12 protein-coding genes are annotated in these 12,099 nt (G+C 73.8%); 9 read left to right on the top strand and 3 right to left on the bottom strand.

Annotated features, from left to right (window positions below):
- The first annotated feature begins 32 nt into the window (after nt 1-32).
- From rplM to glmM, 3 genes are all read left to right on the top strand, one after another.
- A complete protein-coding gene (rplM, locus tag OG715_RS18485) occupies nt 33-476 on the top strand; it encodes a 50S ribosomal protein L13 (RefSeq protein WP_266269896.1) in 444 nt (147 codons plus the stop codon).
- 46 nt (nt 477-522) lie between these two features.
- Nucleotides 523-1,023, top strand: coding sequence for a 30S ribosomal protein S9 (gene rpsI, locus OG715_RS18480; RefSeq protein ID WP_266269895.1), 501 nt, complete (start codon nt 523-525; stop codon nt 1,021-1,023).
- 170 nt (nt 1,024-1,193) lie between these two features.
- Complete coding sequence (gene glmM / locus OG715_RS18475; protein ID WP_266269894.1) at nt 1,194-2,558, top strand: phosphoglucosamine mutase; 1,365 nt, start codon at nt 1,194-1,196, stop codon at nt 2,556-2,558.
- 62 nt (nt 2,559-2,620) lie between these two features.
- Here the strand turns inward: glmM and coaA are convergent, their stop codons facing one another.
- Nucleotides 2,621-3,616, bottom strand: a complete 996-nt coding sequence (gene coaA, locus OG715_RS18470) for a type I pantothenate kinase (protein ID WP_045937803.1) — start codon at nt 3,614-3,616, stop codon at nt 2,621-2,623.
- 99 nt (nt 3,617-3,715) lie between these two features.
- On the opposite strand from coaA, the gene glmS reads away from it, so the two are divergent.
- Complete coding sequence (gene glmS / locus OG715_RS18465; RefSeq protein WP_078896134.1) at nt 3,716-5,572, top strand: glutamine--fructose-6-phosphate transaminase (isomerizing); 1,857 nt, start codon at nt 3,716-3,718, stop codon at nt 5,570-5,572.
- Between the two features lie 42 nt (nt 5,573-5,614).
- Here glmS and OG715_RS18460 read toward each other — a convergent pair whose 3' ends face one another.
- On the bottom strand, nt 5,615-6,163 hold the full coding sequence (locus OG715_RS18460) for a Uma2 family endonuclease (protein WP_266271728.1): 549 nt from the start codon (nt 6,161-6,163) through the stop codon (nt 5,615-5,617).
- A 178-nt stretch (nt 6,164-6,341) separates the two neighbouring features.
- On the opposite strand from OG715_RS18460, the gene OG715_RS18455 reads away from it, so the two are divergent.
- The 5 genes from OG715_RS18455 to OG715_RS18435 all read left to right on the top strand — a co-directional run bounded on the left by OG715_RS18455 (nt 6,342) and on the right by OG715_RS18435 (nt 11,459).
- On the top strand, nt 6,342-7,910 hold the full coding sequence (locus OG715_RS18455; protein WP_266269892.1) for an NAD(P)H-hydrate dehydratase: 1,569 nt from the start codon (nt 6,342-6,344) through the stop codon (nt 7,908-7,910).
- Nucleotides 7,911-8,029: 119 nt separating this feature from the next.
- The gene (alr, locus tag OG715_RS18450) at nt 8,030-9,226 is read left to right on the top strand and encodes an alanine racemase (protein ID WP_266269891.1); all 1,197 of its coding nucleotides are present in this window, start codon (nt 8,030-8,032) and stop codon (nt 9,224-9,226) included.
- Nucleotides 9,223-10,434, top strand: a complete 1,212-nt coding sequence (locus OG715_RS18445) for an alpha/beta fold hydrolase (protein WP_266269890.1) — start codon at nt 9,223-9,225, stop codon at nt 10,432-10,434. The genes alr and OG715_RS18445 overlap by 4 nt, the downstream gene beginning before the upstream one ends.
- Nucleotides 10,435-10,567: 133 nt before the next feature.
- The gene (tsaE, locus tag OG715_RS18440; protein ID WP_266269889.1) at nt 10,568-11,065 is read left to right on the top strand and encodes a tRNA (adenosine(37)-N6)-threonylcarbamoyltransferase complex ATPase subunit type 1 TsaE; all 498 of its coding nucleotides are present in this window, start codon (nt 10,568-10,570) and stop codon (nt 11,063-11,065) included.
- Nucleotides 11,066-11,222: 157 nt separating this feature from the next.
- Nucleotides 11,223-11,459 (top strand): hypothetical protein, encoded by a 237-nt coding sequence (locus tag OG715_RS18435; RefSeq protein ID WP_266269887.1) that lies wholly within the window; start codon nt 11,223-11,225, stop codon nt 11,457-11,459.
- A gap of 16 nt (nt 11,460-11,475) precedes the next feature.
- On the opposite strand, the gene OG715_RS18430 is transcribed toward OG715_RS18435, so the two are convergent.
- The gene (locus OG715_RS18430; protein WP_266271727.1) at nt 11,476-12,093 is read right to left on the bottom strand and encodes a hypothetical protein; all 618 of its coding nucleotides are present in this window, start codon (nt 12,091-12,093) and stop codon (nt 11,476-11,478) included.
- Nucleotides 12,094-12,099: the final 6 nt, after the last annotated feature.

Genomic DNA, 12,099 nt, shown 5'->3' with positions numbered 1-12,099 from the left:
GACTCACTCACTGAAAAGCGAAGGCTACGACCGTGCGTACGTACAGCCCCAAGCCCGGCGACGTCCAGCGTCAGTGGCACGTCATCGACGCGTCCGACGTCGTGCTCGGCCGCCTGGCCTCCCAGGCCGCCAACCTCCTCCGGGGTAAGCACAAGGCGATCTACGCGCCGCACGTTGACACTGGTGACTTCGTCATCATCATCAACGCGGACAAGGTGCACCTGTCCGGTAACAAGAAGACCCAGAAGCTGGCCTACCGCCACTCGGGCTTCCCGGGCGGTCTGCGCTCGGTCCGCTACGACGACCTCCTGGCGAACAACCCGGAGAAGGCCGTCGAGAAGGCCATCAAGGGCATGATCCCCAAGAACACCCTGGGTCGTCAGATGCTCTCGAAGCTGAAGGTCTACTCGGGCGACCAGCACCCGCACGCTGCGCAGCAGCCGGTGCCGTTCGAGATCACCCAGGTCGCGCAGTAATTCCGGCCACCAAGCCCCCCATCACTGAAAAGAGCTGAGGAACACCGTGGCCGAGACCACCGAAACCCTTGAGGTCGAGTTCGACGAGACTGTCGTCGAGGGCGAGTACACCTCCGAGGAGTACACCTCCGAGTCCCTGGCCGGTCGCTTCGGCGAGGCCGTCCCCGGCGCCGGCCTCGGCCGTCGCAAGGAGGCGATCGCCCGCGTGCGCATCGTCCCGGGCACCGGGCAGTGGAAGATCAACGGTCGCACCCTGGAGAACTACTTCCCCAACAAGGTGCACCAGCAGACCGTGAACGAGCCCTTCAAGCTCCTTGAGCTGGACGGCCGTTACGACGTTGTCGCCCGCATCTCCGGCGGCGGCGTCTCCGGTCAGGCCTACGCGCTGCGCCTCGGTGTCGCGCGTGCCCTGAACGAGGCCGACGTGGACAACAACCGCGCCGCCCTCAAGAAGGCCGGCTTCCTGATGCGTGACGCGCGTGCCGTCGAGCGCAAGAAGGCCGGTCTCAAGAAGGCCCGCAAGGCGCCGCAGTACAGCAAGCGCTAATTGCGCCCCGGGGGCGCGTACCGCCCTGGTGGTGCACGCCCCCGGATGCGCTCCACACGCCCCGGAGTACCCCGTGTACTCCGGGGCGTCGTGTTACCCGGCCATTGTGCGGAGGCCGGGGATTCGATCGGATTCACTGCAAGGCATTGCGGCGATGTGAGGACGGGACAATGGGACGACTCTTCGGTACGGACGGTGTGCGCGGCGTGGCCAACCAGGGGCTGACGGCGGAGCTCGCGCTCGGCCTGTCGGTCGCGGCGGCGCACGTGCTCGGCGAGGCGGGGGCCTTCGACGGCCACCGGCCGGTCGCGGTCGTCGGCCGTGACCCGCGCGCCTCGGGCGAGTTCCTGGAGGCCGCGGTCATCGCGGGCCTGGCGAGCGCCGGCGTCGACGTACTGCGGGTCGGAGTGCTCCCCACCCCGGCGGTGGCCTACCTCACCGGCGCGCTCGGCGCCGACTTCGGCGTGATGCTGTCCGCCAGCCACAACGCCATGCCGGACAACGGCATCAAGTTCCTCGCCCGCGGCGGCCACAAGCTGGACGACCGCATCGAGGACGCCATCGAGGCGCACTTCCACAAGCACGCGGCGGGCGGTGAGGACTGGAACCGTCCGACCGGTGCCGCCGTCGGCCGGGTCCGCGAGTACACCGAGGGCTTCGACAAGTACGTCGCCCACCTCATCGGCGTGCTGCCCAACCGCCTGGACGGCATCCGGGTCGTCATCGACGGCGCGCACGGCGCGGCCGCGTACGTCGCCCCCGAGGCCTTCGCCCGGGCCGGCGCCGAGGTCGTGCACACCCTGGGCGCCGAGCCCACCGGCCTCAACATCAACGACGGTGTCGGCTCCACCCACCTGGACCGGCTGCGCACCGTCATGCGCGAGCACTCGGCGGACCTCGGCATCGCCCTGGACGGCGACGCGGACCGCTGCCTGGCCGCCGACGCGGCCGGCGACGAGGTCGACGGCGACCAGATCATCGCGATCCTGGCCGTCGCCATGAAGGAGGCCGGCACGCTGCGCCGCAACACCGCCGTCGCCACCGTGATGTCCAACCTGGGCTTCAAGCTGGCGATGGAGCGCGAGGGCATCGACCTGGTCGAGACCTCGGTCGGCGACCGGTACGTGCTGGAGGCGATGAAGGAGCACGGCTTCGCGCTGGGCGGCGAGCAGTCCGGCCACGTCATCCTGCTGGACCACGCGACCACCGGCGACGGGACCCTGACCGGTCTGATGCTGGGCGCCCGGCTGGCCGCCACCAAGCAGCCGCTGGCGGACCTGGCCGCCGTGATGACCCGCCTGCCGCAGGTGCTGATCAACGTCAAGGGCGTCGACAAGAGCCGGGTCGGCACCAGCGAGGAGCTGGCCGCCGCGGTGGCCTCGGCCGAGGCCGAGCTGGGTGCCACCGGCCGGGTACTGCTGCGTCCGTCGGGCACCGAGCCGTTGGTCCGGGTGATGGTCGAGGCCGCCGACGAGGCGCAGGCGCAGTCCGTCGCCGAGACGCTCGCCGAAGCCGTCCGCAGCTCGCTGGGCTGACGGCCCCGAACGCCGGAAGGCCCCCGCCGCGATCCTCCGCGGCGGGGGCCTTCGGCGTTCCCTCAGAGCTTGCGCAGCAGCGCCCGGCGGACCTTGTGGTCCGAGCCCTTCTGCAGGACCAGGGTGGCCCGGCCCCGGGTGGGCCGCACGTTCTCCAGCAGGTTCGGACGGTTGATGGTGCGCCAGACCTGGCGGCCGTACTCCATCGCCTCCTCCTCCGGCACCTCGGTGAAGCGGCGGAAGTAGGAGCTCGGGTCCTGGAAGGCGGTCTGCCGCAGCTTGCGGAACCGGTCCAGGTACCAGCTCTCGATGTCGTCGGTGCGGGCGTCGACGTAGATCGAGAAGTCGAAGTAGTCGGCCACCGCGAGGCGGGTGCGGCCGTCGCTGCCGGGCAGGGCCGGCTGGAGCACGTTCAGGCCCTCGACGATGAGGATGTCCGGACGCTCCACGGTGAGCCGCTCGTCCGGCACGATGTCGTACACGAGGTGCGAGTAGACCGGCGCGGTGACCCGCTCCTTGCCGGCCTTCACGTCCGCGACGAAGCGCGTCAGCGCCCGGCGGTCGTACGACTCCGGGAAGCCCTTGCGGGCCATCAGGCCGCGCCGGCGCAGCTCGGCGTTGGGCAGCAGGAACCCGTCGGTGGTGACCAGCTCGACCCGGGGGTGCTCCGGCCAGCGGGCCAGCAGCGCCTGGAGCAGCCGGGCGGTGGTGGACTTGCCGACCGCGACCGAACCGGCCACCCCGATGATGAACGGGGTGCGGGTGCGCTCGGTGTCCGGGGTGTCCAGGAAGGTGCCCAGGGCGCCGCGCAGGTCGTGCGTGGCGTGGATGTAGAGGTTCAGCAGCCGGGACAGCGGCAGATAGACGTCCCGGACCTCGTCGAGGTCGAGTGCGGTGCCGAGACCGCGCAGCCGTTCCACCTCCTCCGCGGTCAGTGGCAGCGGCGTACGCTCGCGCAGCGCGCTCCACTCGGCCCGACTGAGGTCCACGTAGGGGGACGGCGAGGGGCCGGGCGTGATGTCGCCCCGCGTACAGAGTTCGGTCAGCACATGCTCCATTGTGGGCCGTAGCGCCGTTCGTGGTGGCTGTGGTGTCGGTCACGGCCGGTGGGCGAACCGTGCGAATGGGGCGTCCGGAGCGCCCTTATGCTGGCACGCATGTGCGGAATTGTTGGATACGTGGGCTCCCAGCCCGCCCTTGACGTTGTAATCGCAGGCCTGCAGCGACTGGAGTACCGGGGTTACGACTCCGCCGGTGTCGCGGTGCAGGTGCAGGGCTCCGACGGGCAGTGGAGCCTCGCCACCGACAAGCGGGCCGGCAAGCTCGCGAACCTGGAGAAGTCGCTCGCCGAGACCCCTCTTCCCGGCGGCACCACCGGCATCGGCCACACCCGTTGGGCCACCCACGGCGGCCCGACGGACGCCAACGCCCACCCCCACCTGGACGACGCGGCCAAGGTCGCCGTGGTCCACAACGGCATCATCGAGAACTTCGCCCAGCTCCGGGCCGAGCTGGCCGAGCGCGGCCACACGCTGCGTTCGGAGACGGACACCGAGGTCGTCGCGCACCTGCTCGGCGAGCTGTACGAGGGCGACCTCGCGGAGGCCATGCGCGCCGTCTGCCGCCGGCTGGAGGGCGCCTTCACCCTCGTCGCCGTGCACGCCGACGCCCCGGACGTGGTGGTCGGCGCCCGCCGCAACTCGCCGCTGGTGGTCGGGCGCGGCGAGGGCGAGAACTTCCTCGCCTCCGACGTGTCCGCGTTCATCGCGCACACCCGCGAGGCGATCGAGCTGGGCCAGGACCAGGTCGTCGAGCTGCGCCGCGAGGGCGTCACGGTGACGAACTTCGACGGCACCCCGGCCGACGTGACCGAGTACCACGTCGACTGGGACGCCTCGGCCGCCGAGAAGGGCGGCTACGACTACTTCATGCTCAAGGAGATCGCCGAGCAGCCGAAGGCCGTCGCCGACACCCTCCTCGGCCGGATCGGCACCGACGGCCGGCTCACCCTCGACGAGCTGCGGATGTCGGACGCCGACCTGCGCGCCGTCGACAAGGTCGTCATCGTCGCCTGCGGCACTGCCTTCCACGCGGGCATGATCGCCAAGTACGCGATCGAGCACTGGACCCGGATCCCGTGCGAGGTCGAGGTCGCCTCGGAGTTCCGCTACCGCGACCCGATCATGGGCCCGGGCACGCTGGTCATCGCCATCTCGCAGTCCGGCGAGACCATGGACACCCTGATGGCGCTGCGCCACGCGCGCGAGCAGGGCGCCAAGGTGCTGGCGATCTGCAACACCAACGGCTCGACCATCCCGCGCGAGTCGGACGCGGTGCTGTACACCCACGCCGGCCCCGAGGTGGCGGTCGCCTCGACCAAGGCGTTCCTGACCCAGCTGGTCGCCTGCTACCTGGTCGCGCTGTACCTGGGCCAGGTGCGCGGCACCAAGTGGGGCGACGAGATCCTCGCCGTCATCAAGGAGCTCGGCGACGCGCCGAAGCAGGTCGAGCAGGTCCTGGAGACCATGGAGCCGGTGCGCGAGCTGGCCCGCTCCCTCGCCGACGCCAAGTCGGTGCTGTTCCTCGGGCGGCACGTGGGCTTCCCGGTGGCCCTGGAGGGCGCGCTCAAGCTCAAGGAGCTGGCGTACATGCACGCCGAGGGCTTCGCCGCCGGTGAGCTGAAGCACGGCCCGATCGCGCTGATCGAGGAGGGTCTGCCGGTGGTGGTCGTCGTGCCGTCGCCGCGCGGCCGGTCGATCCTGCACGACAAGATCGTCTCCAACATCCAGGAGATCCGGGCCCGCGGTGCGCGGACCATCGTGATCGCGGAGGAGGGCGACGAGGCGGTCGTCCCGTACGCGGACCACCTGATCCGCATCCCGGTCACGCCGGTGCTGCTCCAGCCGCTGGTGGCCACCGTGCCGCTGCAGGTCTTCGCCTGCGAGCTGGCCACGGCCAAGGGCCACGAGGTCGACCAGCCCCGCAACCTGGCGAAGTCGGTCACCGTCGAGTAGTCCGACCCCGCTCCGTCCCGGGGCCCCTGCGGTGGCTGCGTCCTACCGCAGGGGCCCCGTGTCGAGCGTGAACGAGAACGGGGCGGGCAGGTCCAGGGGCTTGCCGAACTCGACGTGGGTGTGGACGGTGTAGTCGTCGCCCTCCGGGCTGGTGAACAGGACGACCTTGCGCTCGCTGCGATCGACCAGCAGGTAGCAGGGGATGCCGGCAGCGGCGTAGCCGTGGCGCTTGGGCCCGCGGTCCTTGTCGGGATTGGTGGAGGTCACCTCGAACACCAGTATGACGCCGGTCGGCAGAGCCCAGGGATCCGCGTCGATGAAGTGCTCGACGGGGCTCACGGTGCCGTCCGGAATGTACCGTCCCGTCGGTGTGATCAGGCCCTTGTTGGGCGCGAGATCGAGGTCGACCGCAGCCTTGCGGTAGAACTGCCTGGCGAGCAGCGAGAACGTCGTCTCGTGCGATCCGTCCGGCGGTGGCGTCACGACGATCTCCCCTTCGATGAGCTCGGCCTTGAAGCCGGGCGGCGTCTCCAGCGCCAGGAATGCCTGGAGGACGTCGTCCCGACCCAGCGGGTGCTCGACTGCCGGCATGGCGACCATGGCCCTTCTCCCTCCTGCTGGTCCGTATCGAGCGACACGGTGGGCACACGGACCGGGGCCGGTGGGGGATCGAAGTGGGTGTCACCCGAAAGTGTGCCGCAGCCCCGGCCCCCGTGGGGCGGTGGCGCGGGCTAGCGTCGGTGGCAGCCGACCGCTGAAGGAGCTCCTCATGCGTCACGCCCATCGCGTCGAAGTCGTCCGCGCCGCCGAGGCGGAGCTGATGGCCCGGCTCCCGGAGGGCACGCTGATGCAGCGGGCCGCCACCGGGCTCGCCGTGACCTGCGCCCGGCTGCTGGCCCGCCGGCGCGGCCGGGTGTACGGCAGCCGGGTGGTGGTGCTGGCCGGCAGCGGCGACAACGGGGGCGACGCTCTGTACGCCGGTGCGGAGCTGGCCCGCCGCGGGGCGCGGGTGACGGCGGTGCTGCTCGCCCCCGGGCGGGCGCACGGCGGCGGGCTGGCGGCGCTGCGGGCGGCGCGCGGGCGGGTGGTGGTGGAGCAGGAGGCCGGCCTGGCCGACTTCTCGTGCGCGGACCTGGTGCTGGACGGCATCGTCGGCATCGGGGGCCGGGGCGGACTGCGCCCGGAGGCCGAGCCGTACGCGCGGGCCGCGCGGACCGGGACGGTGGTCGCCGTCGATGTGCCCAGCGGGGTGGACGCCGACACCGGGGAGGTCGCGGGAGCGGCGCTGCGGGCGGACGTCACGGTCTGCTTCGGCACCTACAAGCCCGGGCTGCTGATCGACCCGGGTGCCTCGTACGCCGGAGCGGTGCAACTGGTGGGGATCGGACTCGAACTGCCGCCGGCCGGGGTGACGGCCCTCCAGCACGCCGACGTGGCCGACCTGCTGCCGGTGCCGGGCGGGGAGAGCGACAAGTACCGGCGCGGTGTGGTCGGGGTCGCCGCCGGTTCGGCGCGGTACCCGGGGGCGGCGCTGCTCGCGGTCGCCGGCGCGCTGCGCGGCGGCGCGGGCGCGGTGCGGTACGTGGGGACGGCGGCCGAGGAGGTGGTGCGGCGGTTCCCGGAGACGCTGGTCACCGAGGGCGGTCCGGCCGGGGCGGGCCGGGTGCAGGCCTGGGTGGTCGGACCGGGCGGCGGCGAGGGCGCGGGACGGGCGCTCGCGGAGGCGCTGGCGGCCGATGTGCCGGTCCTGGTCGACGCGGACGGGCTGACCGAGCTGGCCCGGCTCGGCCCCGGCGCGCTCGCCGGGCGGACGGCGCCGACGCTGCTCACCCCGCACACGGGGGAGGCCGCCCGGCTGCTCGCCGGAGCCGGGGCCGGGGCCGGGGCCGGGGGCGGGGGCGACGGCGGCACCCGTTCGGAGCAGACCCGCCCGCCCGCCGCCGACGAACTGGCCGCCGCCCGGCTGGCCACCGCGCGCCGGCTCGCGGCGGCGTACCGGGCGACGGTGCTGCTGAAGGGCTCGACCACCGTGGTCGCCGACCCTTCCGGTGCCGTGCGGGTGAACCCGACCGGGACGGCGTGGCTGGCCACGGCCGGCAGCGGGGACGTCCTGGCCGGGCTGGCCGGCTCACTGCTCGCCGCGGGCCTGTCCGCGCCGGACGCCGCCGCGGTGGCGGCCTATCTGCACGGGCTCGCCGCCCGGCACACCGCCGCCGTCCCCGGCGCCCCCGTCACCGCCTCGGAGGTGGCGGCCGCGCTCCCGGCGGCCTGGAACGACGTCCGGGCCGGGGCGGCCCCGGAACCGCGTTCCGGGAGGACGGGTGGAACCGGCCGCTGATTCGTGGGCGTCCGGAAGGGGGTGGCGGGTCGCGGGGGGTCCCGGGCGCGGGCGGCCCGGGGCGGCGAGCCGAAGGGCCGTTCGGCAAGGACCCCGGGACGTCTGGGAGACTGACCCTGATGACAACTGCGAAGACGCCCGTGATGGCCGGCCTCACCGAAGGCGTACGGGCCGAGGCGACCATCGATCTCGCCGCCCTGCGCGGCAACCTCGACGCGCTGCGCGAGCGCATCGGCGGGGCCACGGTGATGGCCGCGGTCAAGGCGGACGCCTACGGCCACGGCGCGCTGCGCTGTGCCCGGGAGGCGGTCGCCGCGGGAGTCGGCTGGCTGGGCACCGCCACGCCGGAGGAGGCGCTCGCCCTGCGCGCCGGCGGTGTGGGGCCCGAGCAGGCACGCATCCTCTGCTGGCTGTGGACCCCGGGCGGGCCCTGGCGGGAGGCGCTCTTCGCGGACCTCGACATCTCGATCAGCGGCGACTGGGCGCTCACCGAGCTGCTCGCCGCCGTCCGCGCCACCGGCATCCCGGCCCGGGTCCACCTCAAGGCCGACACCGGCCTCGGCCGCAACGGCTGCCAGCCGCACGACTGGCCCGAGCTGGTCGCCGCCGCCCGCCGCGCCGAACTGGACGGCCTGCTGACCGTGGTCGGCGTCTGGTCGCACTTCGCCGCCGCCGACGAGCCGGGCCACCCCTCGATCCAGTTGCAGCTGGACGCCTTCCGGCTGGCCCTGGCCTCCGCCGAGGCGGCCGGGCTGCGCCCCGAGGTGCGCCACCTGGCGAACTCGCCGGCCGCCCTGCTGCTGCCGCAGTCGCACTTCGACATGGTCCGCACCGGCCTCGCCATGTACGGGCTGTCGCCGGTCCCCGAGGTGGGCTCGCCGTCCGACTTCGGCCTGCGCCCGGTGATGTCGCTGACCGCCCGGCTGGCCCTGGTCAAGCACGTGCCCGGCGGCCACGGGGTCAGCTACGGCCACCACTACACCACCCCGGGGCCGACCACGCTGGGCCTGGTCCCGGTCGGCTACGGTGACGGCATCCCGCGGCACGCCAGCGGCATCGGTCCGGTGCAGGTCGACGGCAAGTGGCGCACGGTGGCCGGCCGGGTGGCGATGGACCAGTTCGTGGTGGACCTCGGCGGCGACACCCCGCCGATCGGCGACGAGGTGCTGGTCTTCGGCAGCGGCGACCGGGGCGAGCCGACCGCCGAGGACTGGGGCCGCGCCTGCGGCACCATCTCCTACGAGATCGTGACCCGGATCGGCTCCCGGGTGCCGCGCCGCTACGTCGGCGGTCTGGACGAGGGCCTGCTCGGATGAGCGGGCCGAGCGACACCGCCCCGGTCGCGACCCTCGGCCGGGCGGCCCGGGCCGTCAGGGCGGCCGAGGCGGCCACCGGGGTGAGCCGGGCCGGGCTGATCGGCATCTCGGTCGGCGTGCTCGCGGCCGGCGCCGCCGCCGGGGTGGCGATCGACCGGCTGACGGTCGGCCGGAGCACCCGCCGCCGGGCCCGCGCCGAACTGGACGCCGAAGCCCCGTACGGCTCGCTGCGCGGCCGCCCCCGCACGGTGGCCGCCGCCGACGGCACCGAGCTCTACGTCGAGCTGGACGGCCTCGACCTCCCGGAGGAGGAGCGGGACGGTACGGCCGAGCCGCTGACCGTGGTCTTCTGCCACGGCTACTGCCTCAACCAGGACAGCTGGCACTTCCAGCGCGCCGCCTTCCGGTCCGGCGCCCGGCTGGTCCTGTGGGACCAGCGCAGCCACGGCCGCTCCGAGCGCTCCCGCTCCTTCCTGGCCGGCGAACCCGCCGGCATCGACCAGCTGGGCGGCGACCTCAAGGCCGTGATCGACGCCGTCGCGCCGACCGGCCCGCTGGTCCTGGTCGGCCACTCGATGGGCGGCATGACGATGATGGCGCTGGCCGACCAGCACCCGGAGCTGTTCCGGGAGCGGGTCGCGGGGGTCGCGCTGATCGGCACCCTGGCCGGGAACTGGGACGCCGTCACCTTCGGTCTGCCCGTCGCCGGCGCCAAGCTGTTCCGCAGGGTCGCGCCGGGCATGATGAAGCTGCTCGGACGCCAGGTGGACCTGGTGGAGGCGACCCGCCGGCTCGGCGCGGACGTCAGCGCCGTCTTCTACCGGCGGTACTCCTTCGGCGCGAAGGACGTCGACCCGGGCGTGGTCCGGTTCGCCGAGCAGATGCTGGACGCCACCCCGATCGACGTGGTGGCCGAGTTCTACCCGGTGTTCTCGGCGCACGAGAAGACCGAGGCGCTGGCCGCCCTGCGGGGCATCCCCACCCTGGTGCTGACCGGCACCAAGGACCTCCTCACCCCGCCCGGCCACGGCGAGGCGATGGCCGAGCAGCTTCCGGGGGCCGAACTGGTCCTGGTCCAGGACGCCGGGCACCTGGTGATGCTGGAGCGCCCGGACCTGGTCGACCACCACCTGGCCGACCTGCTCGACCGGGCCGCCCGCTTCCGCGGCGCGGCCCCGCTGCCGCCCCAGGTCGGCGAACCGGCCTAGACCGGGCGCAGGCCGGGCGCAGGCCGGGGCCCGCGTCCGGGCCCGGCGCGGGCGGTGCCGGGGATGTGGCACCGTAGCGGGGGCGCCCGAGGACCGGTGCGCCGCCGTACGGACCGAAGGGCTTGATTCGCGCATGGGCTCCCACGCCTCTCTCACCGTCGCCACCCCCGACCGGATGGGCCGGCTCGGCCGGGAGCTGGCCGCGCTCCTGCGGCCGGGGGACCTCGTGCTGCTCTCCGGCGAGCTGGGGGCGGGCAAGACCACGCTGACCCGGGGCCTCGGCGAGGGGCTCCAGGTGCGCGGGGCGGTCACCTCCCCGACCTTCGTGATCGCCCGGGTGCACCCCTCGCTGGTGGGCGGCCCGGCGCTGGTGCACGTCGACGCGTACCGGCTGGGCGGCGACCTCGACGAGATGGAGGACCTCGACCTCGACGTCTCGCTGCCCGAGTCGGTGGTGGTGGTCGAGTGGGGCGAGGGCAAGGTCGAGCGGCTCTCGGAGAACCGTCTGGAGGTCCGGATCGGACGCGCGATCGGCGCCGAGGCGGCCGCGGACGACCTCGACCCGCGCCAGGTCGAGCTGACCGGGATCGGCCCCCGCTGGGACGGCACGGACCTGACCACGCTGGCCTGAGCAGGCCCGGACCGCGCCGGAGCGCCCCGGACGGCGTTGCCGGGGCGGCCCCGTCGTGTCACGGTTTGCCGACAGGGTGTCGGGAAGATGTTGCGATCGAGGACCCGGGCGTGGTGGGATGGTTCTTGAGGTTAGGTCTGCCTAACTAGGAGGCGCCATGCCGAGCACCACGCCCGCCCCGGAGCGCGCACCGCGCGGGACCGGGGCCGAGGAGCCCGCCCGCCGTGCCGCGGGGGAGCCGATGCGGGCCCTGCTGGCCGCCTGTGCGGCGGCGGAGGCGGTCTCCACCCCGCCCGAACGCCGTCCGGCCGCCCCCGTGCTCGGAGACGGCCCCGGGGCGCCCGGACCGTCGCCGTCGAGCGGCGGCGCGCACGAGACCCGCCGCGCCGCCTGAGAGCTGTCCTCCCCGGTCAGGGGACCACGACGACCTTGGTGTCCTTCGGCGCGAAGTCCCAGAGCAGCTGCCCGTCCGCGCGGCTGCTGCGGATACCGCCGGTCTTGCCCGCCGAGGCGGCGGGGGAGGACGCGGCCGAGGTGGGCGCCGGGGCGGCGGGCGGAGCGCCGGTGCCGCCGTCGACGTTCGCGCCGAAGCCGAACACCACGCCGTTCTGCTGCGCGAAGCGCACCACGTGCTCGATCTGCTTGCCGTCGGTGCCGGTCCCGGACTGGGTCCGGCTGTAGACGGGGTAGCTGCCGGGGGCCGGCTCGACCGTGCCCGGGGTCACCGGGAAGGTGGCCACCACCTGCGGGGTCTTCTTCGGGTCGATCAGCCAGACGTAGTGGGTGCTGACCGAGTAGACGACCCGCAGCCCGGTGCCGGTGCCCGCGGTGGGCAGGGCGGGGGCGGTCGGCGTGGGTGTGGCGGTCGGGGTGGCCGAGGCGGCCGGTCCGCTGGAGGTGGCGGCCGTGCTCGTGGCCGGGTTCGCGGCGACCGCGCGGTCCTGCGCGCCGTTGGCCTGGAAGGCCAGCAGGCTCACCACCGCCAGGGCCCCCAGGGTCAGCCCGGTGACCACCACTCCAGGACCCATCTTCGC

It is taken from the genome of Kitasatospora purpeofusca (assembly GCF_036010405.1).
GTDB classification, from domain to species: Bacteria; Actinomycetota; Actinomycetes; order Streptomycetales; family Streptomycetaceae; genus Kitasatospora; species Kitasatospora purpeofusca.
Note: the sequence above shows the minus strand (reverse complement) of the source record. Positions and strands in the feature narration are given on the sequence as shown.